The organism is Bosea sp. BIWAKO-01 (assembly GCF_001748145.1).
Taxonomy (GTDB): Bacteria; Pseudomonadota; Alphaproteobacteria; order Rhizobiales; family Beijerinckiaceae; genus Allobosea.
The window spans coordinates 3,488,168-3,513,887 of sequence record NZ_BCQA01000001.1 but is presented as its reverse complement, the minus strand read 5'-3'; the positions used below and the strand labels follow the sequence as shown (position 1 = coordinate 3,513,887).

19 protein-coding genes and 2 pseudogenes are annotated in these 25,720 nt (G+C 61.8%); 8 read left to right on the top strand and 13 right to left on the bottom strand.

Going from position 1 to position 25,720, the window contains the following annotated elements; translation table 11 throughout:
• Window positions 1-656: 656 nt before the first annotated feature.
• Window positions 657-1,520, top strand: a complete 864-nt coding sequence (locus BIWAKO_RS36655; RefSeq protein WP_084651467.1) for an autotransporter outer membrane beta-barrel domain-containing protein — start codon at window positions 657-659, stop codon at window positions 1,518-1,520.
• Between the two features lie 137 nt (window positions 1,521-1,657).
• On the opposite strand, the pseudogene BIWAKO_RS16235 reads toward BIWAKO_RS36655, so the two are convergent.
• The 8 genes and pseudogenes from BIWAKO_RS16235 to BIWAKO_RS35355 all read right to left on the bottom strand — a co-directional run bounded on the left by BIWAKO_RS16235 (window position 1,658) and on the right by BIWAKO_RS35355 (window position 10,353).
• Window positions 1,658-3,089: pseudogene (locus BIWAKO_RS16235) on the bottom strand (IS1182 family transposase).
• A 356-nt stretch (window positions 3,090-3,445) separates the two neighbouring features.
• Entirely contained in the window at window positions 3,446-5,494 is a 2,049-nt protein-coding gene (locus BIWAKO_RS16230) for a glycosyltransferase family 39 protein (RefSeq protein ID WP_069879532.1), read from the bottom strand.
• Between the two features lie 56 nt (window positions 5,495-5,550).
• Window positions 5,551-6,417 (bottom strand): class I SAM-dependent methyltransferase, encoded by an 867-nt coding sequence (locus BIWAKO_RS16225; RefSeq protein ID WP_069879531.1) that lies wholly within the window; start codon window positions 6,415-6,417, stop codon window positions 5,551-5,553.
• On the bottom strand, window positions 6,414-7,565 hold the full coding sequence (rffA, locus tag BIWAKO_RS16220) for a dTDP-4-amino-4,6-dideoxygalactose transaminase (protein WP_069879530.1): 1,152 nt from the start codon (window positions 7,563-7,565) through the stop codon (window positions 6,414-6,416). Before rffA ends, BIWAKO_RS16225 begins: the two co-directional genes overlap by 4 nt.
• A complete protein-coding gene (locus BIWAKO_RS16215; RefSeq protein ID WP_069879529.1) occupies window positions 7,562-7,972 on the bottom strand; it encodes a GtrA family protein in 411 nt (136 codons plus the stop codon). The genes rffA and BIWAKO_RS16215 overlap by 4 nt, the downstream gene beginning before the upstream one ends.
• Window positions 7,969-8,766, bottom strand: a complete 798-nt coding sequence (locus BIWAKO_RS16210; protein ID WP_141740110.1) for a GNAT family N-acetyltransferase — start codon at window positions 8,764-8,766, stop codon at window positions 7,969-7,971. Before BIWAKO_RS16210 ends, BIWAKO_RS16215 begins: the two co-directional genes overlap by 4 nt.
• The gene (locus BIWAKO_RS16205; protein WP_084651465.1) at window positions 8,759-9,820 is read right to left on the bottom strand and encodes a glycosyltransferase family 2 protein; all 1,062 of its coding nucleotides are present in this window, start codon (window positions 9,818-9,820) and stop codon (window positions 8,759-8,761) included. Before BIWAKO_RS16205 ends, BIWAKO_RS16210 begins: the two co-directional genes overlap by 8 nt.
• A 239-nt stretch (window positions 9,821-10,059) precedes the next feature.
• Window positions 10,060-10,353 carry a hypothetical protein gene (locus BIWAKO_RS35355; RefSeq protein ID WP_141740109.1) on the bottom strand — a complete coding sequence of 98 codons (294 nt, stop codon included), beginning with the start codon at window positions 10,351-10,353 and terminating at the stop codon, window positions 10,060-10,062.
• Window positions 10,354-10,389: 36 nt separating this feature from the next.
• Here BIWAKO_RS35355 and BIWAKO_RS16200 point away from each other — a divergent pair, with 36 nt between their 5' ends.
• Window positions 10,390-12,540: a hypothetical protein gene (locus tag BIWAKO_RS16200; protein ID WP_141740108.1), complete on the top strand. Its 2,151-nt coding sequence runs from the start codon at window positions 10,390-10,392 to the stop codon at window positions 12,538-12,540.
• An 83-nt stretch (window positions 12,541-12,623) separates the two neighbouring features.
• Window positions 12,624-13,788 (top strand): annotated as a pseudogene (locus tag BIWAKO_RS16190) (IS3 family transposase).
• 363 nt (window positions 13,789-14,151) lie between these two features.
• Here the strand turns inward: BIWAKO_RS16190 and rfbA are convergent.
• The 5 genes from rfbA to BIWAKO_RS16160 all read right to left on the bottom strand — a co-directional run bounded on the left by rfbA (window position 14,152) and on the right by BIWAKO_RS16160 (window position 18,680).
• The gene (rfbA, locus tag BIWAKO_RS16180; RefSeq protein WP_069877913.1) at window positions 14,152-15,012 is read right to left on the bottom strand and encodes a glucose-1-phosphate thymidylyltransferase RfbA; all 861 of its coding nucleotides are present in this window, start codon (window positions 15,010-15,012) and stop codon (window positions 14,152-14,154) included.
• Complete coding sequence (gene rfbD / locus BIWAKO_RS16175; RefSeq protein ID WP_069877914.1) at window positions 15,009-15,902, bottom strand: dTDP-4-dehydrorhamnose reductase; 894 nt, start codon at window positions 15,900-15,902, stop codon at window positions 15,009-15,011. The genes rfbA and rfbD overlap by 4 nt, the downstream gene beginning before the upstream one ends.
• The gene (gene rfbB, locus BIWAKO_RS16170; protein ID WP_069879525.1) at window positions 15,899-16,954 is read right to left on the bottom strand and encodes a dTDP-glucose 4,6-dehydratase; all 1,056 of its coding nucleotides are present in this window, start codon (window positions 16,952-16,954) and stop codon (window positions 15,899-15,901) included. Before rfbB ends, rfbD begins: the two co-directional genes overlap by 4 nt.
• Window positions 16,955-17,374, bottom strand: a complete 420-nt coding sequence (locus BIWAKO_RS16165; RefSeq protein ID WP_069879524.1) for a dTDP-4-dehydrorhamnose 3,5-epimerase family protein — start codon at window positions 17,372-17,374, stop codon at window positions 16,955-16,957.
• A gap of 715 nt (window positions 17,375-18,089) precedes the next feature.
• Window positions 18,090-18,680: an HAD family hydrolase gene (locus tag BIWAKO_RS16160; protein WP_069879523.1), complete on the bottom strand. Its 591-nt coding sequence runs from the start codon at window positions 18,678-18,680 to the stop codon at window positions 18,090-18,092.
• A 334-nt stretch (window positions 18,681-19,014) separates the two neighbouring features.
• On the opposite strand from BIWAKO_RS16160, the gene BIWAKO_RS16155 reads away from it, so the two are divergent.
• From BIWAKO_RS16155 to BIWAKO_RS16135, 5 genes are all read left to right on the top strand, one after another.
• Complete coding sequence (locus BIWAKO_RS16155; protein WP_201788628.1) at window positions 19,015-20,040, top strand: NAD-dependent epimerase; 1,026 nt, start codon at window positions 19,015-19,017, stop codon at window positions 20,038-20,040.
• A 689-nt stretch (window positions 20,041-20,729) separates the two neighbouring features.
• Window positions 20,730-21,743, top strand: a complete 1,014-nt coding sequence (locus BIWAKO_RS16150; protein WP_176733333.1) for a glycosyltransferase — start codon at window positions 20,730-20,732, stop codon at window positions 21,741-21,743.
• Between the two features lies 1 nt (window position 21,744).
• The gene (locus BIWAKO_RS16145) at window positions 21,745-23,160 is read left to right on the top strand and encodes a glycosyltransferase (RefSeq protein ID WP_069879521.1); all 1,416 of its coding nucleotides are present in this window, start codon (window positions 21,745-21,747) and stop codon (window positions 23,158-23,160) included.
• Window positions 23,157-24,386: a glycosyltransferase gene (locus BIWAKO_RS16140; protein ID WP_244523462.1), complete on the top strand. Its 1,230-nt coding sequence runs from the start codon at window positions 23,157-23,159 to the stop codon at window positions 24,384-24,386. Before BIWAKO_RS16145 ends, BIWAKO_RS16140 begins: the two co-directional genes overlap by 4 nt.
• Window positions 24,383-25,648, top strand: a complete 1,266-nt coding sequence (locus BIWAKO_RS16135) for a glycosyltransferase family protein (protein ID WP_141740107.1) — start codon at window positions 24,383-24,385, stop codon at window positions 25,646-25,648. The genes BIWAKO_RS16140 and BIWAKO_RS16135 overlap by 4 nt, the downstream gene beginning before the upstream one ends.
• Window positions 25,649-25,720: the final 72 nt, after the last annotated feature.

The following is a 25,720-nucleotide window of genomic DNA, read 5'->3' as shown; positions in this document are numbered from 1 at the left end:
GGCACGGTCGCGCCGGGCAATTCGATCGGCACCCTGAAGGTTTCGGGCAATGTCGCGATCGGGGCGGGTTCGTTCTACCAGGTTGAGATCAATCCGACCGGCGAGAGTGACCGGGTCGCGGCGAGCGGCACGGCGGTGCTGACAGGCGGCACGGTCGTCGTCGAGAAGGCGCCGGGTTCCTATGCGCCCGGCACGCGCTACACCATCCTGACCGCGGCAGGCGGGGTGTCCGGCGCCTTCGCCGGCCTGGCCCAGAACCTGCCCTTCCTCGATCTCGGCCTGAGCTACGATCCAGGCAGCGTCTATCTCGACATCGCCCGCAACGAGGTCTCGTTCGCGTCCGTCGGCCTGACGCGCAACCAAGTCGCGACGGGCGCCGCGATCGAGACGCTGGGGCAGGGCAACACGCTCCACGACACCGTGGTCCAGCAGGCGAGCGCGGGCGCGGCGCGCCAGGCCTTCGACGCGCTCTCGGGCGAGATCCACGCCTCCGCGAGCGGGGTGATGATCGAGCGCAGCCGGGATCTCCGCCAAGCCGTGAACGACCGGCTGCGCCAGCCGGCGGCGCAGGGCGCCGGCGGGAACGCCGCGCTGGCGCCCGTCGCCGCGCAGGTGCTGAGCTATGCCGCCCTTAACCTGCCGGCAGAGAAGGGCCCATTCACCGCCGGAGCGCGGTCGGCCTTCGTCGAGCCCCCTATGCGCTCTGGGGCCAGGCCTTCGGCTCCTGGGGCCGTTTCGGCGGCAATGGCAACGCAGCCGGCATCACGAGCACGACTGGCGGCTTCCTGATCGGGGCCGACGCAAGTGTCGGCCAGATCTGGCGCCTCGGCCTGGCCGGCGGCTACGGCCGCACGACGTTCGACGGCAAGGCGCGGCTGTCGTCGGGGACGATCGACAGCTACCATGCCGCGCTCTATGGCGGCGGCCAGTTCGGTGCGCTGGCCCTGCGTTTCGGCGGTGCATACACCTGGAACGAGATCGAGACGAAGCGTGCGATCAGCATCCACGGCTTCTCCGACCAGACGATTGCGAGCGACCAGGCACGCAGCGCACAGGTCTTCGGCGAGGCCGGTTACGGCATGCGTTTCGGCGATCTGGCCCTTGAGCCGTTCGCGAACGTCGCCCTTGTCCATCTCGACAGCGACGGCTTCATCGAGCGGGGCGGGGCGGCGACCTTGCGCGGCCGCGGCGGCAGCGAGAGCGTCGCCTTCACGACACTCGGCCTGCATCTGGGCACCAGTATCGACCTCGGCGCGGGGACGGCGCTGACCCTGCGCGGCACGCTCGGCTGGCGGCACGCCTTCGGGGACGTGGCACCAGTGGCGCTGTTGGCCTTCGCCAGCGGCGGCTCGCCGTTCACCGTCACCGGCACGCCGATCGCACGCGATGCGTTCGTGGCCGATGCCGGCATCGAGCTGGCCCTGACCCGCGCGGCCAGCCTCAGCCTGAGCTATTCAGGCCAGTTCGGAAACAAGGCGCAGGAAAACGCTGTGAAAGGAAACTTCGTCTGGCGGTTTTGACGTCTGCTCCCGCGAACGGTTTCGGATGCTCGGCGAGGCATCGGCTCTTGGGCTGCCTGGCAATGTCTGGAAGCCACCGAGGCCGTGTGGAAACGTCTTTCAGGGTCGTGCTCTGACGATGCGACAGGGTCTGAGGGTCAGGCTCTCATGGCCTTCATCAACGTCGCCGCGCCGAGGATGGCGATGGCCCGCTTGAGATTGTAGGCCAGCACATGGAGGCTCATCTCGGTTCCGACATTGGGGAGGTGGCGGGTCAGGAAGTGACTTCGGCCCATCCAGTCCTTGATCGTGCCGAAGACGTGCTCGACCGTGCGCCTTCGGATCCGCATGGCGTCGGGCATGCGATCGAGCCGGCGCTGCATGGCCTCGATCACCACCTCGTGCTCCCAGCGCTTGATGCGGCGCTGCTTGCCGGTGGTGCATTGGTCTTTGACCAGGCAGGCTCCGCAGCCGTCGGCCCAGTAGGTATGGAGTGTCAGATCCTTCTCGACCGATGAGAAGCGCCATGTGAGCGTCTCGCCGGCGGGACAGCGATAGGTGTCGCTCGGAGCATCGTAGGTGAAGTCCTGCTTGCCCCAGCGCCCGTCGGCTTTGGCCCCTGATGTCAGGGGCTTGGGGACGATGGCGGAGATGCCGATCTCGTCGCAGGCCAGGACCTCCTCGCCTGAGAAGTAGCCGCGATCGGCCAGCACAGTCAGCGCACCGGCTCCTGTCGCATCCTTTGCCTGACGCCCCATGCTGGCGGAGCTGGCTGCGGTCGTGGCCGATGTTGGTGACCTCATGAGCCACGATCAGATGATGTTTGGCGTCGACCGCCGCCTGAACGTTGTAGCCGACGAGGCCAGTGCCCTTGCCGTTGGTGGCCATGGCGCGGGCGTCGGGATCGGTCAGCGAGACCTGACGGTCTGGCGCCACCGCGACGACGTGGTCCATCGCCTGGAGGTCACGCATCTGCTGACGCAGGCGATCAAGCCGGTCCTTGAGGCGGATGCTGCGCATCTGCGCGACGTCATCCTCCTGCCGGTCGGCCGTATCGAGCAGCGACAGATAGCGTGCGATGCTTGCCTCCACCTGCTCCATCCGGCGACGGATCGCGCCGGGCGTGAAGTTCTTGTCGCGCGTGTTGACGGCCTTGAACCGGCTGCCGTCCACGGCCACGGTGCCGCCTGCCAGAAGGCCGAGTTGGCGGCACAGCACGACGAACTGCGCGCAGGCAGCCCGGATCGCAGCCCCATTGTCACGGCGAAAGTCGGCGATGGTCTTGAAGTCGGGCGCAAGCTTGCCCGTCAGCCACATCACCTCGACGTTGCGGCCGGCCTCGCGCTCCAGCCGGCGGCTCGACTGAACCTGGTTGAGGTAGCCGTAGAGGTACAGCTTGAGAAGGGTAGCGGGGTGGTATCCAGGCCGCCCCGTCGAGGCCGGGCCGGCAAAGCCCATCGTTCCCAGATCGAGTTCGTCGATGAAGACATCCACCACCCGGACCGGATTATCTTCGCTGACGTAGTCCTCAAGACAGTCGGGCAGGAGCAGTCTCTGCAGCCGGGTCTCGCCTTCGATGTAGCGCGCCATGCAAGCCCTCGGATCGCTCCAGAAAGCCTACCAGATCAGCCCGTTTCCACACAGCCTCCACCCGTCTGCGACCTTCGGAACGTCTGCTCAGGGGCGAGATCCCGGCGACCTACCAGGAGCCGGTAGATGCCGGGCGAGGCGGGCACGCGTCACCGAAATTCTCGGTCGCTCCGAGGAGGCGGAAACCTTTTCGAGTCAGATACTTACCGAGGCTTGGGTGGTCTTTGCTACCTAATGCCGCACATCTGCCTCACCCAAGCCCAGTGCCGAAACTTCTTCAGACACGCCGGATATGGATCCGATTAAACGTCCGATGCTCTAATGTAGATCGCGCCGACGCCGGGCAACGGTTCGGCTTATGGGAGGGGCGTCACGTCGAACCAGCCAAGCTTTTTGCGTAGCGATAGAGACCGCCAGTCAGCCGGTAGTACCACGGTAAGGGTGAGCGGGAAGTAATACGTTATCGGCAGGTAAAACAGGCTGGCCTCGCAGCCGGCGTGACTCGCCGGCACCAGGATTCCAGCGAAGTTCTGGGTCGCTCGGTAGAGTGCCGGGAAAACGGCAGTGGAGCCGATCTGCATGGTCAGCTTAGTGTCGAGTGGCTGCCATACATTGGGACGATGATCGTAAAACAAGAGAAGGCTGACCTTGGAAGAAGGGCATGATGGACCGCCAAGCGTCAGCAGTATGCGCCGGCCGCCTGCTCGGACGTCATTTTGGACGCCAACTTCGGCGATACGGTTGGTCATGGAATCTGGTGTGCCAGCGACCATCGCGACCTCTTCGGGCGGGACGGGTACGCGTAGCTGCACCGCCCCGTCGTTCTGGATGATGCGCGTCAGGGGCACGCTTTGGCGTGGCAAAGTGAGGAGGTCCGAGAAGCCGGAAGTCAACCAGCGTTGTTGCAGCTGGGCGAGGCCGATGTAGGCGCATGCCAGCGTGCCAAATGTGACAACTACACAACAGACGAAGCGGGGCAGCACAGGCAGTAGGCGCCGCCATTCCCAGACGGCACATGGAATGGATAGAAGGCCGATCACCCAGACGAACTCTAGGTAGAAGATGTGCCGAACTGAGAACTGGATCGCTGGATAGCTGAGCAGCGCCAGCAGCAGCACGGCCAGGGCCCCTGCCTCCCGCCCGTTGCGTGCCGCCACCCGCAAGATCCACGCCAGCCCTCCCACAAACCCGATGAGCGGCATCCAAGGCTGGCCGAACAAGGCGTAGACCGGTTCCGGCCAGCGCACGAACGGTACATCGAGCCGCAGCGTAGAACCTGGGTCGGGATTGCCACGCGACACGGCGACGAGGGCCGGATAGCCTAGAATCCATCCCGCCCCCTTCAGGGCTTGCGCCATAAAGTCGGCAGCGAACTGTGGCGCCCACTCGGCCAGGTTCTCTGAGGACAGTGTGATCGATTGACTGATGCCATAGATCGGGGCTGGCTCGCCCGCATCCCAGCTAGGGCGTCGTGATCGCTCCGCCGCGGCGATCCCGCTGAGTGTCAGCTCATCCGAGTAAGCGTGGCCAAGTGCGTAGGGCGCCGGACGAAGGGCTAAGAAAGCGCGAAAAGGCTCTGTGGCTCCCTGCATGATCAGCGACCCAACATTGGAACTGTTTCCCAGAGCCAGGATCGGAGAAGCTAGTAGCAGGAAACTGGCAGCATATGTGCCGACCAGGCCGGCCCGGGCGATCATGCGCCGTTGTGGCGCGAAAGCCAGGAATCCAACCCCGAGAGGTAACAGGATCGCGACGTCGGACCTGAATCCATAGCCGATACCGGCGACAATGCCCGCCAGCACCGTCACCAGCAGAGCCCGCCTTGGCGCACCTATGCGCGCCGCCAATACGATAAGGGAGATCGTCCAAAGTAGGAATGGTCCCTTGGAAAAGTCGCGAAGCGAGAAAATCTGCCCCAGTGCTACGGGGGACACCGCGAGCGCGAGCGCGGCGAGAGCGGCCAGAACCCTTGGTAGGAACGATCGCGCCAGTATGAAGCTACCGGTAGCGTAACCCGCCCCCAGAAACGCGGCCAAAGGAGCGATTGCCACCTGTGTAGGACCCAAAAATCTCCAAAGTCCAGCCGCGATCCAGCTGAAGTAAAGTTGCAATTGAAAGAAGAAACCGGGAGGGCCTGTTGCCAGATCCGGATCAATTGTTGCGCAGTCAAAGGCAGGAACACTGCGATGGAGGAGGAAATTAGCCATTTCGGGAGAGAGAACGAGGGGATGGCGGAAACCATGCCCACAGGCCCACATCAGAGCCTCGGGCGTGAACATCTGGTAAAAAAACACCGACCCGAGCTGGTGTACCAGAACCCAGGCGATTGTTCCGCCCAGGATCGCGAAACCCGCGATTATGATGCCATCCGGCCATCGCCATGCGGTGGAGCCTAGCGGTGTCATCGCCGCTCCTCTCGGAGCTGTCCTGCTGGCTTCACTTGGGCTGATCAGATGGTGTGTCAAACCTTAACGGCCACGCAGAGGCAACTGGTGCCAAACCAGACCGATCGACCGGCGTCAAGCCGGCGGAATTCCCAGGCGAGCAGGCGATCCATGACTCGTGCAGCGAAGCCGCCCGGATCGTGTTCCGCCTCGTCACACTGGGCTTCCGTGCTTCGTCGCAGGCCAAGCAGGCTCGGCAGCGTACGCTGGAGGAAGATGGGCGGCGGCAGAGGCGCGAACATGTACGAGGCGAACTCAATGCGGAAGCCGGAACCGAGCAGTACGCGCGACAGGCTTGCAATCGTATAGCGGCGGAAATGTCCCGCCATATCGTCGGCAGTGGAGAAAAGGAACTGGTAAGCCGGGACGGTCAGGAACAGCCGGCCGCCCGGGCGCAGCAGGGCATGAACCTGCCGCAACGCGGCGACTTCATCCTCGATGTGTTCCAACACATCGAACATGCCGCCCGCGTCGATACTCATAGGCGGCAGGCCGGATTCCTCCAGCCGCGCGCAGATCACAGGGTCGATCCCGCGGGCATAGGCCGCCAGTGCACCATCGATACCAGGCTCAACCAAACCGCAGGCGACCCCGGCGTCAGTCAGGCCCTTGGCAACAAAGCCGTTACCGCCACCGATATCAAGAAATACGCCTTCGGGTGAAAAGCGGCGAACCAGGCTAACGACGCAGCGGTTGCGGTGCCGGAACCAGAATGATCGATCCTCAACCGCAAGGCAAGCCGCGTTGCCATGCGCGGGGTAAGAGACCGCACCCTGATTGCTCGCAAACCAAATGCCAGGATCGCGCAGCTCAAGACCCGGCGCCACGGTCGCAAGGTCCAGCAATGTTGTGTCCTTCGAAACAACCGGGGAAAGGATCGTCACTTACTGTCCTTATCGCGATAGAAGCTGAGCACGCAATTCGCGACTTCGGTCACCTCATGGTCCCTGAGGTCGAAATACATTGGCAGCCGTAACAGCCGGCTGCTCATGTCGTCTGTGACCTGCAGACTGGACTGTGGCAGCTCCATCTGTCGGGCGAACGGTGACGAGTGGAGCGGCACATAATGAAAAACCGCGAGGATGCCGGCCTGGCGCAGATGCCCGATCAACGCCGTGCGCTCGTCGATGTCGGCCGCGAGCAAATGGAACATGTGATAGTTGGTGGTGCAGTGCTGCGGAACACTCGGAATTTGAATCGTGCGTGCCTCGTCCAGAGGTGCCAACATCCTGGCGTATTGAGCGTAAATCTCGCCACGGCGCGCAGTGATTTTCTCCATGTTTTCGAGCTGGCCAAGCAGGAAGGCTGCCAGCATGTCTGATGGAACGTACGAGGAACCGACGTCCATCCACGTGTACTTGTCTACATCGCCGCGAAGGAACTGGCTGCGGTTCGTGCCCTTCTCGCGCAGAATTTCAGCGCGCTTCTCGAGCTGTGGGTCGTTGATCACCAGCGCTCCGCCTTCGCCGCAGCCGAAGTTCTTGGTTTCATGGAAGCTGTAGCAACCCAGATGCCCTATGGTGCCCAGATACCGGTCATTGTACTTTGCGAAAACACCCTGTGCCGCGTCCTCGACGACCAGCAGGTCGTGACGCCTGGCGATTGCCATGATCTCGTCCATCTCGCAGGCGACCCCAGCGTAGTGGACCGGAAAGATCGCCCGCGTGCGCGGGGTGATCGCTGCCTCAATCAGACGCTCGTCGATGTTCAGTGTATCGACTCGGATGTCCACGAACACGGGCTTGGCCCCCCGCAGCGCGACGGCGTTCGCCGTGGAGACAAAGGTATATGACGGCATAATGACCTCGTCCCCGGGCCCCAGATCGCACAACAGTGCTGCCATCTCCAGAGCCGACGTGCAGGAGGTGGTAAGCAGGACGCGCTTCGCATCGAACCGGTCCTCCATCAACTTCTGGGCACGCTTGGTGAACGGACCGTCGCCGCTGGCATGGCCGCCGGCAACAGCCTGGCCTACATAGATCAGTTCGGAGCCGACGATGCATGGTTTGTTGAAGGGGATATGGGCTCTCATGGCGCTAGCCTTGCATGGGATGGACAGTGGGCGGGTGCTGCGGGAAACACCCAGTACTTTTGAATAACGAACAGCATGATCGGCAGGCCCACGGTCATGCCACCCTGAACGATTTCATGGGCAATGCCTGCCTTTTCCACCAGCAACCAAAGGCCCGCAAAATTGATGATGTAGCCGAATCCGTAGCTTGCAACGTAGCGCCGTAGCGCCCCGGCGTTGTTGCCACAGTAGCGAAAGGTGATCTTGCGGTTGAGGAGGAAGCCGATCAGCACGCCGGATGAATACGTAAAGGTCATCGCAAGTCGGCTAGGCATGAATGTATGGGTGAGCAAAAGATAGACGCAGTATAATAATGCATTGAGCAACAAGCCTATTGCTGCATAGCGTATGAATTGCTTACGAATCATCGTTTATGCCGCTTGATCGGTCCGAGCGGGCACCACTGCAATGTGATGGTTGGTGCCGGAAAGCGGAAACCTAGAGAGGCGTAGAGGTTGTGTACTGCAGTGTTGTGAGAGGAAATGCTTGTATGAACCTCGTCGATTCCTTGGCCGTGGTGAAAAGCGAGCATCGCTTCCCAGACGCGCCGACCAAGCCCCTGCCCCGCCAGGCCGGGAGCAAGGCCGACCAAGGACCAGAAGCGACTCGTGGACGTCGGAGCCTCCATTACCATGAAGGCAATGATCCGACCATCCATCACGCACTTCATGACATGTTGCGACGGATTGCGGAAGGCGTTGGCAGCCCACGCGGCGTAACGGCGATTGCCAATCTCTGGACCGACCTGCGGATCAATGTGAAGCCGGCCGGCTTCGAAAATTGTGGCGGCGATCCCGCAAATTTCAGGCTCGTCTGATGCAACTGCAGGGCAGATCGCGATCTTGCCATCACTGGAAAACCCAGCCAGCCCTCTCAGGAACGGCCGATAGTTCAACTCGATGAACCGAAAACCGTTCGCTTCTAGGAAGGCGCATTCGGCCAGCTGATCCTGCGCCAGTCGGCAGCTGACCAAAAGTACCTGGTTGCGCGTGCACCAGTCGCGAAACTCGTCGAAGGCGATATCGGTGTCGACCGCTTTTCGCAAGCTCATCGAGGCGATGGCGGCGGTGTTGCCCTGGAAGATCGGTTGGTCCCAGGGCGCCAAATGAAATGTCAAATCGAGTGCGGGTCCTTGCACTCGTTTTTCGGTATAACTAAACAAGGTTGTCAGTCCGCATCAGTTGCGAAGCGAATGAGCAAACAGCGTGTTCCGTGTTCGATATGGCGACCGTCTCCCCAACAATGTAAGTGGGACGATCCATGCTGCGGAAATGCATGCGTGCGAGGTATTCGCCAAAAATACCGAGAGCAAAGAGCTGTGCTCCCGAGAAAATCGCGATCATGGAGGCCAAAAAGGCGAACCCCGCCACTTGGCTGCCTCGGAGCACGTAGTTGGTGAGCACTACTCCGAGGATCGACAAACCAAACAGAACAAAGACAAAGCCGATGATACTGGCGATCTGGAGCGGTAACGTGCTGAAGCCTGTCATCAGGTTGATCGCGTGATGGATAAGCTTGCCCACGGAATATCCCGAGGCGCCAGCGCTTCTTGGTGAGTGCCTCACCTTAATGGCGGTGAAGCGGGAGGTGGCCCACGTCAAAAGCACGTCGATCGACACGGACGGACTACGGTATGTTTGGAAGCCTTCGCGCAAATGAGTCCGAAACACCCGGAACGCACTTACGCTCCGAGCGGTGTCTGCGCCCATTGCATCGGCGAGTGCGATCTTCGTCAGTCGGGAGGCGATGTTGCGCAGGAAGCCGTGCTGCTCCGTCTGCGGGGCGCCATAGACGACGTCGTACTCCGGACGTAGTGCTGCGAGCATCGGAGCGATCTCGCTGACCGGGTGTTGAAGATCGTCGTCCATTGTTAGGATTATGTCGTAGCGGGCTGCCCGAATGCCGCAGAGCAATGCGTTGTGTTGACCGTAATTTCGGCTCATCCGAATGCCACGCACCCGGTTGTCCGTTTGCGCCAGGCTGACGATGATCGGCCATGCGCCATCGCCGCCTCCATCCTCGACGAAAATGATCTCAAAAAGGGGCGTGATTTCTGACATCGCAGCGGAAAGCTGACGATGCAAGTCAGGTAGGATCTGTTCCGACCGATACACTGGAATGATGACGGAGACTTTCGGCTCGTCGGAATCGCGGCGCCGGCACTGCTCCGGATGTACCCCCTCGCTAGGACTGGCGGGAGCAGTCGCATTTTTCATGAATCTACCTATTTAGGGGCGGCTTGCCGCTTCAGGGCGGGCTTGCTATCATTCCAGCCCTAAGTTTGCAAATCGAACCGTTTGCATAACGCGTTAACCTTAATGACGGTAGCCTCGAAGCGGGAATTTCAGTTCGGCAGTCATGTCTCGGCTCCGGCAGTATTTGGCGCTGAGCCGCTCCAATGTGGACTTGTTCGGAGTCAATCGAAAATACGCGCTCATGATGTCGCGCTCTGGCCTCACAAGTCATGGGCATATACGTTAGCCAATGGAATTATTGAGGCAATATTCATTTTTCGCTCTGGAAGCTGCTGATCTCCGTCTTTGATTTTGCCTATGCCACCTGATCCGCCACCAAAGGAAGAGCCGAGCCGGGTTGGCTGCGTCGCGCGTGGCGTGATCAGTGCATGGTTCGATATTTCAACATATTGGATATTGGGCGTTGCGTTCGCGCCGTTGGAGGCCGTACCCATACGCAGTGATACATTTCGTATGAGGCAGGTCGCATGTTGGGCGCTGAATGTCGCCAACATGACCGCCGATTCTAAAGCACACTGGAGCACTGAGACGTGGCACTGACGCCTGCAAGCACAACGCAGTCGGGCACGCCTGCTGCACCGCTATATGCAAATACGATCGCAACCATCGTTTCGATTCTCGGTACGAGTCTTGCTTGCCTCGGCTTGTTATGGCTCAGTCTCGTTGTGGTGCATCCGTCCGCTGCAGCTGCCACCCGGTTCATCGGCTATGTCCTGGTGTTCAACTTGCTTCCCGGGATCGTCGTCGCGCGGATCCTTCTGCCGCAGGTAGACTCGCCAGTTGTGCTCGTGATCAACGCGTTGGCACTTGGTATCTCCGTCAATTTGCTAGTCCTCATACCTCTCTGGGCGATGAACCAAACGGCCCTCATCTCTCTCCTGCCATTCGTCGCAGGAGCGGTGCTTGTTGTCGGATTTCGACGTCTCGGGCTCGTCCGCCTATGGGCGGAATGGCGCGTAGGTCTCAGCGAGGCGCGGTGGTTGGCAGGCACCATCTTTCTCGTTTTAACGGCGCTGTTAGGCATCGCGAATGTGCTGAGCGGCGATCCAGGAGATGCTTTTTCGTTTCACTTCGCATTCCAGGGCGTCATTGTCCGGGGGCTCGAGCGCGGCTGGCCGCCGCCCAATCTTCTGATCCCTGACGTGCCATGGTCGTACAACTATGCCGCCCATCTCTGGATACTCGGCGCCAACCACGTGGCCGGAGTGCCATTGGACGTTCTGGTGGCCCGCTACGGGCCGGTATTCCTGGGTGGCAGCGCTGCAGCGGTTATGATGGCGTTCGGCCGATGCCTTTTGGGACTTAAGTGGTGGATCGCGGCGCTCGCGGTAATATCTGTATTTTGGATCGTGGGCGTGCCGCCGATCGCGGCGGGCGTCTTCGGGACGTTTATGCCGTTCGGAGCAACACTCCTCCTATCGCCCTTCCTTGCAATTATCGTCTTCTTCCTGGTACTGAGCTTTGTGCTGGCGGGAGCGCCTTCACGAGGGATGGGCCGCAGTCTGATCCTTGTGATGCTGACATTCTTGGCTACCGGCGCTCGCGGTGCCTGCCCGCCCATTCTGATGTGTGCACTTGCACTGAGGCTATGCCTAGCTTGGCGCGCGGACCGGAGATGGCCACGATTTCAGTCGTGGGATCTAGTTGCGGTCACGGTTGGGTTTGGTGCTGGACTTTGGTTCTTCTTCACACTCGGCTCAGGTTTCAGCGGTACGGGCTTTGTCCGCATCACCGGTCAACCCTTCGATTTCCTCTCCGCCCCTGCCCAGTATCTGCTGATTGTGCCTCACTTGCTGATGGATGCTGGACTTGGGAAGCTGCTCGCCGGAGCCCTCGCATTTGCCCTTATTGCCTTCTTCCAGGCGGGTTTCCTTACACCCGCGCTGCCAGTTTGCTTTGCTGCTCTGCGGCGGCAGGCGGATAGTGCAGCTATCCTGCTGCTGGGCTCTGCAATTGCCGGCATCGCCGCCGTGTTCGCAACCGAAGCACCAGGATATAGCCACTTTTCCTTTCTCTATTTCGCCAACGTCTCCCTCGCGCTACTCGGTGCGCGAGGGCTCCAGTTGCTAATCGAGGGAAGATGTTGGCATGGAAGAAGGCGCGCGGCCGTCCTGACCTGCTTCGGAGCTGTCGCGTTGCTCGCGTGCCTTCACCTGGCGCAACTTCCATCTCTTGTTCTCACCCGGTTTGTTGCGCGCTGGGCCGCTACCTCGACTGCTCTCATGACGGGAAAGTCCGAACTTGCCCCGCCGATCGCCGATTGTCGTCGCGACGCGGACGTCGATCTGTTCAGCAAAGCCTCCCTTGGTGGGCCAGACCCGATCGTAGTAGTGCTTCCGAAAGTCAGATCGGGGCAGCTCTACTGCGAGACGTTCTGGCTTGTCGTGCAAACACCCCTCCAGGTAGTGAGCGACTATGCCTTGGCATACATCCCGGGAAGTGCGACCCAGCCGCTCGCTCGGATCCTGACAACGCGCGTGCAACACATGAATGCGGCAATCGGACTTGCGTCGGGTGGAGTTCTGTCGGTGTCCGATATCGTAGCCATAGCAGCCACAATGGACCGGCGGCGCCCCGTCTATCTGCTCGCCGACAATACCCTGTCCCCGAGTGTCGACGGCGGTTTAGAATGGGTCGCTTCGAATGACCGATTTGCGCTCTGGCGGGTCGTTCTCCCGTAAGTCCGCATATGTCCGCCTGGCCTGCCCCCTGAAAAGTGGCCCTCCCTGAAGTAGGCTTTTTGAGCCTTTGGAGGATGCCCGCGATGCCGCAGAAGAAGCACAAGCCTGAGGAGATCGTCGCGAAGCTGCGGCAGGTCGACGTGCTGTTATCGCAGGGGCGCCCGGTCGCGGAGGCGATCCGGGCCATCAGCGTGACGGCGTTCACGTATTATCGCTGGCGCAAGGAGTTTGGCGGGCTGAAGTCCGACCAGGTGAAGCGCCTGAAGGATCTGGAGAAGGAGAACGAGCGGTTGCGCAAAGCCGTCTCGGATCTGACGTTGGAGAAGCTGATCCTCAAAGAGGCCGCCTCGGGAAACTACTAAGCCCCGCCCGTCGTCGCCGCTGCATCGACCACGCCATGATGAAGTTCGGTCGGAGCGGTTGGCGTGCCGGGTTCTGGGGCAACATCGATCTACGCATCGCAAGGTTCCGAAGGGCCGCACTGACGATGCGGCGCTGACCGCCGACATTGTCGAGCTCGCCACCCAGTATGGCCGTTACGGCTACCGCCGGATCGCGGCCATGCTGGAGACAGCCGGTTGGGCGGTGAACGTCAAACGTGTCGAGCGGATCTGGCGGCGGGAGGGACTGAAGGTGCCGGCCAGTCAACCTAAGAAAGGCCGTCTCTGGCTGAATGACGGATCATGCATCCGGCTTCGGCCGGAATATCCCGACCATGTCTGGTCCTACGACTTCGTCGAGGATCGCACCCACAACGGTCGGAAGTTCCGCATGCTGAACGTCATTGATGAGTTCACCCGGGAATGCATTGCGATCCGAATCGACCGGAAGCTCAAATCCACCGACGTCATCGACGTGCTATCCGATCTCTTCATCCTACGCGGAGTGCCCGGGCATGTTCGTTCGGACAACGGTCCCGAGTTCGTCGCCAGGGCGGTGCGGGAGTGGATCGCGGCGGTCGGCGCGAAAACAGCGTTTATCGAGCCTGGCAGTCCTTGGGAGAACGGCTACTGCGAGAGCTTTAACTCCAAGCTTCGTGACGAGCTTCTGAACGGCGAGCTGTTCTACAGCCTCGCCGAGGCCCGGATCGTCATCGAGGGCTGGCGTCAGCACTACAATACCCGGCGCCCACACTCCTCGCTCGGCTATCGGCCGCCAGCGCCGACCGCCGTGGTCTGGCCGGCCGCGCAAACCCAACCCGCTTCGCCGGCCATCTCAACCGTGGCCGCCAAGCCCACCATGCATTAGATTAGAACTGGGCCACCAAATGGGGGCAAGCCACGTCGTCAGATGATTTGAGACTATCTTGGGATCTCAGGAGCGGAGGCTCTGGCTCATCAGGGTTTGAGGTTATGCGGCCTGCAGCTGATGCTGCAAGCGTCTCTGCTGGATGGTCTGGCGCTTGTGCGGCGTCGGGGAAACGCGCCAGCAGAAGCTCGGTCGAGTTGCCGGGACCGCAACCGATATCGACCGCGTTTGCCACGGCGTCCGTCGGGACCTGGGCAAGCAGATCGCGAACCGGGCGGGTCCGCTCATCCTCGAATTTCGTGTACTGCCGCGCCGACCAGGTCATAACGATCTCCATATCCTCATGAGCCGGAAGGCCCGCAATCAAAGCAGTTTCGCCAGATACTGCCCATAGCTCGACTTGCCCGTCAGCTTCGCCAGTTCGGCCAGCTGATCGCGATTGATGAACCCCTTGCGGAAGGCGATTTCCTCCGGGCAGGAGATCTTCATGCCCTGGCGCCGTTCCAGGATCTCGATGAACTGGCCGGCTTCCATCAGGCTCTCATGCGTGCCTGTGTCGAGCCAGGCGAAGCCGCGCCCCATGATCTGCACATGAAGCGCGCCACGCGCCATGTAGGCGCGGTTGATGTCGGTGATCTCGATCTCGCCGCGCGCCGACGGCTTGATGCCGGCAGCGATGTCGAGCACATCATTGTCGTAGAAATAGAGGCCGGTCACCGCGAGATTGGATTTCGGTTCGGCGGGCTTTTCTTCGATCGAGATGCCCTTGCCGGCCGCGTCGAGTTCGACCACGCCGTAACGCTGCGGGTCGGAGACGACATAGCCGAAGACGGTCGCCCCCTTTGGCCGCGCGACTGCCTCCGCCATCAACTCGGGCAAGCCGTGGCCGTAGAAAATGTTGTCGCCAAGGACCAGCGCGACGCGATCGGCCCCGACGAAATCGCGCCCGACGATGAAGGCGTCGGCAAGCCCACGCGGCTCGGCCTGCACGGCGTAGCTGAGCTTCAGGCCAAACTGGGTCCCGTCCCCCAGCAAGCGGATGAACAGCGCCTGATCATGCGGGGTGGTGATGATCAGGATCTCGCGGATGCCGGCAAGCATCAGCGTCGAGAGCGGGTAGTAGATCATCGGCTTGTCGTAGACGGGCAGCAACTGCTTCGAGACCACCGAGGTCACCGGGTGCAGCCGCGTGCCGGTGCCACCCGCGAGAATGATGCCCTTCATGATACCCTCTGCGCCATCAACGAGGCTACGACCTCGCGCATGCGTTCCTGCCACGGCTTTGCGCGATAGCCAAAGGTCGCGGCGAACCGGGTGGACTCAAGCACCGAATTGGCCGGTCGGCGCGCCGGCGTCGGGAATTCCGCAGTCGTGATCGCGTCTACGATCGGGCTCCGCCCAGTGAAGCGGGCCTGCTCTGCAATGATGGCGCTGGCGAAGCCATGCCAGGTCGTCTCGCCCTGCCCGGCAACATGGTAGGTGCCCCAGGGCTCGGCTCCGGCCATCAGCACAGCGCGGACGGCGAGGATCGCCTCGGCAAGATCGCGTGTCGCGGTCGGAGAACCGCATTGGTCGGCAACGACGCGCAGGACATCGCGTTCGGCCGCAAGGCGCAGCATGGTCTTCAGGAAGTTTGCGCCATGGACACCGTAGACCCAGGCGGTGCGCAGGATGACATGGTGCGGCTGCAGGGCCCGGATGCAGACCTCTCCTTCGCTCTTGCTCGCACCATAGGCCCCGAGCGGCCCGACGGGGTCGCTCTCGACATAAGGCCCGGGTTTGCTGCCGTCGAAGACATAATCTGTCGAAACATGGAGGAGCGGAATGCCTGCTTCGGCCGTCGCCTCGGCAAGAATGGCGGGCCCTTCCGCATTTGCGGCGAAGGCAGCGACCGTCTCGCTCTCGGCCCGGTCCACGCCCGTAAAGGCCGCAGCATTGACCACCAGGCCGGGGCAATGGGCCTTCAAGGCCCTTACCACAGCTGCACGGTCCGTGATGTCGCCGTCAGCCCGCGCCAGCCCGACGAGCGGAACGCCACGCTCATGCGCCAGCTCCGTCAACTCGCGGCCAAGCTGACCGCCGGCACCAAAAAGCAGGATCGGCGCTTCGTTCACGAGAGGCCGAGCCGCTCGCCGCGATAAAGCCCGTTCCGGATGCGGCCCCACCAGTCCGGATTGGCGAGGTACCATCGAACGGTCTTCTCCAGCCCGCTCTCAAAGCTCTCCTGCGGGCTCCAGCCGAGCTCGCGGGCGATCTTTGAAGCATCGATCGCATAGCGACGGTCATGGCCGGGCCGGTCGGCGACAAACCGGATCAGGGTGTCGCGCGGGCCGATGGCGGCATCGGGGGCGACCTCGTCGACCAGGCTGCAGATCGCGCGCACGACGTCGAGGTTCGTCCGCTCGGCTTGGCCGCCGACATTGTAGCTCTCGCCGGGGCGTCCGGTTTCCGCAATCAGGCAAAGGGCGCGTGCATGATCCTCGACATGGAGCCAGTCGCGCACCTGACCGCCATCGCCGTATACCGGCAATCCCTTGCCCTCAAGCGCGTTCAGGATGACGAGCGGGATCAGCTTCTCAGGGAAGTGATAGGGCCCGTAATTGTTCGAGCAGTTGGAGAGCAGGACAGGCAGCACATAGGTGTGGTGCCAGGCACGCACGAGATGGTCGGACGCGGCCTTCGACGCAGAATAGGGCGAGGTCGGCTGATAGGGTGTCGTCTCGCTGAACAGGCCTTCCGCGCCAAGCGAGCCGAAGACCTCGTCGGTCGAGACATGGTGGAAACGAAAGCTGGCCTTCGCGTCCTGCGGCAGGCCTCGCCAATGGTCGAGCGCCGCCTGGAGCAACACGAAGGTTCCGACGACATTGGTCTGGATGAAGGCGCCCGGCCCATCGATCGAACGGTCGACATGGCTCTCCGCCGCAAGGTGCATCACGATATCGGGCCGGAATGACGCAAAGGCCTCGCGCATCGCGGCGAGATCCCCGATATCCGCCTGCAGGAAGGCGTAACGCGGATCGGTCTCAACCGGCTTCAGATTGTCGAGGTTGCCCGCATAGGTCAGCTTGTCGACAACCAGCACCTGATGCGGCGTCTCGGCGACCAGATGCCGGACCACGGCTGAGCCGATAAAGCCGGCACCGCCAGTGACGAGAAACCGCGTCATTCAGGCGCCCTCATAAACGAAAGGGCTGGCAAAGCCGGTAAAACCGGGCAGCTTCGCGTCCCTCTCGGAAAGTGTCGCAGCCCCGGCCACCACCGGCCAGTCGATGGCAAGTGCCGGATCAGCCCAGAACAAGCCGCCTTCGCTCTGCGGCGCGTAGGGCGCGTCGAAGATCGCGCCTTTGAGCACGCGCACGAGCTTGGCCTGGGCGGCGGGCGCGGTCTGATAGTGCATACCGCGCACCGTGCCGGCCTGCACCGAAAGCGACTGGTTGTCCTGAACGAAATCCGGCGCGATCCCGGCTGCCGCGAAAGGCTCGCGGCTATAGGTTTCCATGAAGTAGCCGCGGTCATCGCCGAAGCGTCGCGAGCGGACGAGCACGGGCCCGGGAATGGCGAGAGGCGCGAAGGTAAAATTGGACATGGGGTCTCCTGCCTGGCCGCAGGTAGTCCTGCCGCCGCCCCCCTGTCAACGACGCGACTCCACCACTTCGGTGGCATCATTCGGCGAGCGCGGGGGAGCGCACTGCGCCGCCAGTTGCTCGACGAGAGCCGGCCTGTGCTGCCCGTAGCTGAGGGAGCAATTCAGATGCCCGGACGTGAGCTGTTGAATTCGATCACCAAGCTCATCACAGAGTATCTCCGCAGCCCCTCGCTGCGGCATCTGCGTGATCCATATTCGATCGCGCCCTCGCCGCCAGCATTGTCACGGAAATCGAGCGCCAAGGGCCTATTTGGCAGAAATGGGAGGGGGAGTGCGAGCGTATGCTTCGTGCATCTCGTTGTGCTGGATCCCAATAGAGGATCTGGCAGCCTCCTGAATAGCCATCCTGGGCCGCAGTTAACGATCACGGATGCTGTCCAAAACCTTCGGGCGATCCATGAGGAGAGACAGCTCTTAGTCAGTTGAATTGGCCCGCGGCACAGAACTGCCTGCAATTGTTGGCTCTCTGAAGCAATTTGTCGAAGGCGAGAGAGAGGCGTCGCGTTGGCCTGCTGCCGGTTCTCTCAGTTAAGCTAATCCCACCTTCTTTTCGAACTCGGCCGGGCTGATGTAGCCGATGGTCGAGTGCCATTTCAGCGGCAGCAGTCCGATTCTCGATTCGCGCACGACGGTTGGACGACGGCTGCAGCCTCACCTAATCCCGGTGCGGCCGGGCATCGATACAGCGCATGCCAGCGCGATTAGCGGCTTCCATACCTTCAGGAGAGTCCTCGAAGACGAGGCAATCAGCCGCGGCAATGCCGAGACGCCGCGCTGCCTCCAGGAACAAGTCGGGATCGGGCTTGGGACGCTCGACGTCATTGATCGTAACAATCGTGTCGAACAGGGGCGTCAGGCCCGTCGCCTCCAGCGTGGCGGTGACGATCTGCCTCGATCCGCCTGATGCAACAGCCATCGGCAGGCGCCCGTGGTTGTGGCGGGCGACAGCAGTAATCGCCTGCACCTCACCGACAGACGCGACATTCTGCAGAAAATGCTCGCGCATGACCTTGATCACGGCGTCGCGGTCAAGCCTCACGTCCTGCTCGGCCTCGAAAAGGTCCATGAGCGCATGTTCTGAGTGACCGGCACGACCGAAGTACCAGTCGCGCATCATGTCCCTGCCCGACGTGCGAAAACCCTGCATCCAGGCATCAGCATAAACCGGCAGCGTATTCACGAGCGTTCCATCGCAATCGAAGATGAACGCGCGGATATCGGCGGGTAGATTCTCTACATCTAGCATGCCCCCCTGTAGCAGAGGGTTACGGTTCGTCCAACCGCAGCCGAGTTCCGCGAGAAGCGAGCCTACCGTCTGATCCGGTGCGGTTATCCGGCGGAGTATCGCGTGGCGAACATGAATTAGCGAAATTATTGCTAATTCATCGAGAACAACTCGCACTTGCCGTCCCTTTCCGAGACGAAGCGGCTGCTTCGCCGTCGCTGATTGAAGCTCCATCTCCTTGTAGCCGCGCGCCCACCATGCCAGACACTCGAAGCTGAACTTGATTGGTTTCGCCCAGGGGAGCGAAATGAGTCGCTCTGCTGCTATCACCTAGGACAATCTGGAGGCCCATCCTGTGACGATCAAGGCCTCACCACAGCGGATTCTGCTGACGGGCGCAGCGGGCTTCATTGGCTTTCATGTCACGGAGGCTTTTCTGGCGCACGGCGTTCAGGTCCTCGGCATCGACAATTTCACTCCGTATTACGATCCTGCACTCAAGCAGGCGCGGCTCGACCGTTTGGCTCCGCGCAACGGCTTTTCATTCGAGCAGCTGGACATTACCGACTATGAGGGGCTTCAAAGCGCGTTTGTTCGCTTTCGCCCCGACGCCGTGATTCATCTCGCGGCGCAAGCAGGCGTGCGCTATTCACTTGAGAACCCGCGCGCCTATGTAAGCGCCAATCTCGACGGCTTCCTCTCAGTACTGGAAGCCTGCCGGCGCCATCCGATCCAGCACCTGGTCTACGCCTCATCGAGCTCGGTCTATGGCGCCAACTCCAAGGTGCCGTTCAGTGAACATGACGGCGCCAATCATCCAGTCTCGCTCTATGCGGCAACCAAACGCGCCAATGAACTGATGGCGCATTCCTATGCGCATCTCTACAGCATACCGGTCACGGGCCTACGCTTCTTTACGGTCTACGGTCCTTGGGGCCGCCCGGACATGGCCTATTTCAGCTTCACCAAGGCGATTCTCGAAGGTAGGCCGATCGACGTCTACGCCGAAAGCGAGATGAGCCGGGATTTCACCTATGTTGACGATGTCAGCGAGGCGATCGTTCGGCTGGTCGGGGAACCGCCCGCCCCTTCGCCCAATTTCAACTTCGGCTGGCCGGATCCCGCCACATCCGCCGCGCCCTACCGTGTTTATAATATCGGCAATCACACGCCAGTCCGGCTCGACCGCTTCATCGCGGTAATCGAGGCAGCCTGCGGCAAAGAGGCCATCAAGCGCCATATGCCGTTGCAGCCGGGGGACGTACCGGCGACCTATGCCGATGTGAGTGCTCTCGCAGCGCGCGTCGGTTTCAGCCCCTCCACCACGATCGAGGACGGCATTCGGCGCTTCGTCGACTGGTACCGCGCCTTTTACGGCTGACAGCCCGAAGGTCGTGCGCCCTTGCCCATCGTCTTGCCCCAGTCCAGGTGTGAGCTCTCAATTGGTTATTTATCCAGTCCCGAGCGAGGAAGCTGAGATTGCGAAGCTTCAGAGCCCTCTGAGGAACCGGATGAACAACCACAAGGATGCCCGGCTGACGTGGCTTGGTTGAGAGCGGATCGCGCGCATGCCGGCGATAGGCACAGGATCTGCCGGGATAGCCGGGGCTGCCGGCGTCAGCCTCAAGACCGTCCATAAATCGAATGCACGCTTCGCCGCCGAGGGCATGCGAAACGCCTGCCGGAGATTGCAGCATGACCCAACACATGCATCAAGCCGCATGCGCGAGGTTGATATTCGATCAGCTCCTGCGCGATTCGCGGCGACTTTTTTGCCGACATTGACCGTGCCATCAGGCTGAGCTATGCGCTCGGCCTGCTCGGGCGAGTTCGATTGCCCCGGCCTATCAGGATGCAGCACGTAGTACGCAGTATATGAAGCGCCTAGCGATCGTCACAACTGCTGCGCCGCCCTCCGCCAGCGGTCAGGCCCGGGTGCTAGGCTCCCTATTGGCGCAAGAGCGCGGCAAATTGCGTCACCTTTTTCTATCCGATCAACTTCAGGCACTTGATCCTGGCGAGGCTGGATTTGGCGTTTACGTCGCCTTGTCGTCACCGCGGTTCCAGATAATGCGGTCTTTCAGAAATGAACATGTCCAGCGCATCAACAGTTACGCCGGATTAGTGCGGGACGTTGTCGCTCGCGCGGACGAGATCGCGACCGCGGTCAAGGCGCATCGGGTGCAGGTGGTAGTAGGGTGCAGCGGCAATCCCTTCGATCTACCGGCCGCGGCCATCGCCGCCAGGCGCCTGAAGCTGCCCTTCGTCGCCTATCTGTTCGATGATCCCGTTTATCAATGGGAGGCGGGTCCCTACCGCAGGCTGGCCCGGTTCTGGGAGAAACGGTGGGCGGCGCGCGCCGCGAAAGTAATCGTCCCCAATGAGGTGCTGGCCGAGGACGTGCGCGTCCGCGTCCCCCGCGCCTCCCTCGCCATCGTCCGCAATCCCGTCGATCTCGGGCAGATTGAGCCGGGTGGGTTCGGGTCAGTCCCGGTGCCGCAGGCCGGGCCGCCGCCAACGGCGCAAGCTCCCTGGACGGTGCTATACACGGGTTCGGTTTATAACGCACAGGCTAGCGCCTTCAGGAATCTAATTGCCGCGATGGAGCGAACCGGGGGACGCTTCCAACTCCATCTCCACACCGCGCAGGGCGAGGCGCAGGTCCGAGACAACGGTCTTGTCGGCCCCTTCGTCCGCCGGCACGATCACCTGCCGCAGGCGCAGGCGCTGGCCCGCCAGCGCGAGGCCGACATTCTATTCCTACCTCTGGCTTTCGAGTCTCCGATCCCTGAAGTCGTGCGCTCATCGGCACCCGCCAAGGTCGCGGAATACTTGGCCTCCGGACGACCTGTTGTCGTTCACGCTCCGCGTGGATCGTTCGTGTCATCGTATTTCGCGGCGCGGGGGGCGGGCTTGGTGGTCGACCAACCGGATGTCGAAGCGCTCGCCCAGGCGCTGAATCGGCTGAGCGAAGATGCGGCGCTGCGGGCCAATCTGATCAAGAACGCGCGGGCTGCCGCGCAGGAATTCGGCGTCGAACAAGCTCGTGCCGCCTTCTCGGCTGCGCTCGGGGAGATTGGGTAGGATGTCCCCCCTGTCGAATGGCGAGCGTCCCCGCATCCTGTTCGTAGCGATGCATCATTCCGTGCATACGGCGCGCTGGATCGAAGCCGTGGTCAACGCGGGTTTTGACCTGCATCTGTTTCCGAACGACCCCTCGCCCCCGCACGCCTACATCCGCGGATTGACGTTGCATGTGCCGACGGTGACGCCGTCGGCCACAGCAGACGGCCCCCCCGCCCTCGCCGTGCCCTGGCTTTCGACCGGCCGGCGGGCGGCGAGCTTTGTTATGCGCGCGTTCAGGAATCCGTTTGGCGCCGCCCGTCTGCTACGGGACAAGCTCGGGCGTCGCAAGGCATCGCCGCCTGCGCTGGAGCTGGCGTCGCGCGATGGGGACTTCGTGAGAACCCGTGCGGTGCCGTTCGACGGCGATCCGCAGGCGCGGGTACGGCTCGGCCGGCCCGACGAAAGCGAGGAAACCATCATGGCGCTTCACGGCCCGCGCATGCTGGCCGAGGTCATAGCCAACGTACGGCCGAACCTCATCCACTCGCTGGAATTCCAGCACAACGCCTATCTTGTGCTGGCGGCGCGCGATCTTATGCTTGCGGAAGACCCATCATGCCGCTTCCCTCGCTGGCTGGCGACGAACTGGGGCAGTGACATCTATTACTTCGGCCGCCAGGAGCCTCACGCGCGCCAAATCCGTCGGGTATGCGAAGCGATCGACCTCTATTCGTGCGAGTGTCGGCGCGATCTCGCGCTTGGACGCAGCTTCGGCTACCGCGGCCCGGAGTTGCCGGTTCTGGCCAACTCTGGAGGCATCGATGTCGACGCCGCCCAACGCCTGCGCAGTGAAGCCCCGCCGTCGCGGCGCAAGCTCATCATGGTCAAAGGCTACGATCATTTCGCCGGCCGCGCCATGGTTTCTCTGGCCGTGCTCGAGCGTTTCGCCGACCGCCTGAAGGACTATGAGATCGTCATGTTCTCTGTCGGGGCCCGCCCGCGCGCACGCGCGCTTGAGTTGAAGGCGGCCGGGGTCCTCAACATCCGCGTCATCGATCTAGGCACCCATGACGAGATTCTCGAATACTTCGGACGCGCACGAGTGTATCTAGCCGTCAGCATTTCCGACGGAATCTCGACCTCAGTGCTCGAGGCGATGTTGATGGGGGCCTTTCCAGTTCAGACCAACACGTCATGCTGCGAGGAATGGTTCGTGCAGGGAGAGACCGGGTTCGCGGTCTCTCCAGACGATTTCGAGGAAGTTTGCTCGCGTTTCGAGCGCGCACTGACAGATGATGCCTTGGTAGACGCCGCGGCGGGGCGCAATCTCGAGATTATCCGCTCCCGCCTCGATCTGTCGGTTATGAAACCGTCGATCCGCAACTTTTATCTTCAAGCCCTCGGGATGCCGATTCTTCGCGAGGGGAGTGAATGACCCTGAAAGTTCTCCAGATCAACACAAGCGACGTCGTTGGCAGTCGTTTCAACAATTTCGACATTCGCCATCTGCTTGCAGCGGAGGGCGTCGAATCTGCGCATCTCGTGTGGAACAAGCTAAGCAACAGCCCCGACTCCCGGCGCTTCTTCGACCTTCCTGGCGCGCGCCTGGCCAACAAGGTGATCGGGCGGCTCGAATCCATGCTGTCGATCCATTCGCGCCTGCAATGGCAGGCTTACGCCCTGGCCCTGTCGAATGCCTATCGCACGGCCGACATAGTCCATTTCCATATAATTCATGACGGCTATTTCAGTTTGGACGCACTGCGTTTTCTGACGCGTGGCAAGCCGAGCGTATGGACATGGCACGATCCCTGGCCGATGACCGGGCATTGCATTTATTCCCTGGAGTGCGAGCGCTGGCAGAAGGGGTGCGGGCAGTGCCCGTCGCTGGATCTGCCCTTTGCGATGAGGAAGGACCGCACGGCTGAGCAGTTCGCGTGGAAGAAGCGCGTCGTTGCCGAGAGTCGCGCGCAGATCGTCGTAGCCTCCAGCCACATGCGCGATATGGCCGCGCGCTCTCCCATCGCTGCCGGACAGTCAATTGAGGTCATTCCCTTTGGCATCGATCTGAAGCGCTTTCATCCCGTCGATCCGCAGCCGGCGCAGGCCCGGCTGGGAGTTCTGCCAGGCCGGCTGGTGATCGGCGTGCGCGCCTTTGCCGATAGCCCGTACAAGGGGTTCGAGTATGTCGTGGAGGCGCTGCGCAGGTTGCCCAATATGGGCGTCCCACTGACGATCCTGACGACCCACGGCAAGGGCCATCTCAATGAGTTCATCGGTCGTCATCAGGTCATAGATCTCGGTTGGGTGAACGACGACGCGACGATGATGGACTCCTTCGCCGCAACAGATATTTTTCTGATGCCCTCGACGGCTGAAGCCTTCGGTATGATGGCAATCGAGGCCCTCGCCTTTGCGAAGCCGATTATCGTCTTTGAAGGCACCGCACTGCCTGAAGTCGCGGGGGCCCCGGACGTAGCGATCGCTACACCGATGCGTGATGCCGCCTCCCTTGCTGAAGCGATCGAACGTCTCGTCCGCTCTCCCGACGAGCGTCAGCGGCGGGGGGCGGCAGGCCGACGTTGGGCAGAGACGCATTACAGTGACGGCGATTTCGCGCGCAAGATGGCGGCTCTTTATCGAAAGGTGGCGCAGCGATGACGGGCCAAACTCCCCGGAAGCGCATCCTTCTCCTGACTGATATTCCACCATGCAGCAATCTGACCGCGGGGATCGTGACGGCACAGATGTGCCGGTTCGTCCCCAAGAGCGAACTTGCCGTCTTTTGCGTGACCAATCCGCATCTTCAGCCCAAGCTTTATGACGATCTCGCGGACGTCGAAATGAAGATGATCCCCAAGCCGATCGAACAGCAACGCCGAGTCCTGCGTGGCATCAGGATCGGGAGGGTTGGCGCGGCCGCCGTCGAGGCGGTCAAGCGTGTGACCCTACCTCGCGGCCTCATCCGCCAGGCAGTGGCCTATGGCCGCGCGATCGGCGCGACTGACCTATGGGCGATTTTGCAGGGACAGACTATGGTGCGGATCGCCGCGCCGGTGGCGCGTGAGCTCGGTGTGCCGTTGCGCGTTCATGTCTGGGATCCCCTGCGCTGGTGGCTCGACGCTCACGGGGTTGATCCGGTCAATCGCCGGCTTGACCTCGCCCAATTTGATCGCACGCTGCGGCAGGCTACGAGCTGCGCGGCGGCTTCGGGTCCGATGGCGCGGCACTATCAGGAGATTTACGGCGTCCCTTCGACAGCGGTGATCGCCTCGATCGATCCCACGCTCGCACAAACGCCGCCGACTGCGCTTGGCAGCACAGACAGTGTCGTCGTCGGCATGGTCGGTCAATTCTACGCGAGCGAGGAATGGAGGCAGTTGGTGACCGCCCTCAACTTCGCCAAGTGGAGGGTGGGCGAACGCAAAGTCGTTCTGATGACTTTCGGCCACGAGCCGCCGCCGAGCGACATTCCCGACGGCCATCTGAAATTTATGGGCTGGAAGGATCAGCCGGAGGTGATCCGGACAATAGCTCGGAATTGCGACGTCGCCTATTGCCCCTATCCTTTCGCAGCGAACATGGAGGAGGTTTCGCGCTTGAGCTTCCCCTCCAAGGTGCCGACCTACCTGGCGGCCGGGCGGCCGATCCTGTTCCACGGCCCGTCTTACTCGGCACCTTACATCTATCTGAAAGAGCGGGGCGCGGCTTATCTCTGCCGCGACGCTTACGCCACGTCCGTCTATAATGGTCTGGTTCATCTGGTCGAAGATGCGGTGTTGTATGAGGCGACAGCCCTTGCTGCGCAGCGCGCATTTCTTGCCGACTTTACGCTGCCCCGCATGGAGCGTGCAGTGCGTCAGTTTCTTGGTTATGACGTCAGCGAGCGGTCAACTGGACGGATGGAACACGGCGGCACTTGACGATGGGGTGTGCTACAGACCAAGGTTTGTCGCCAACATCTTGCAGAAATTGATTGGCGCGGGCGGCATGAA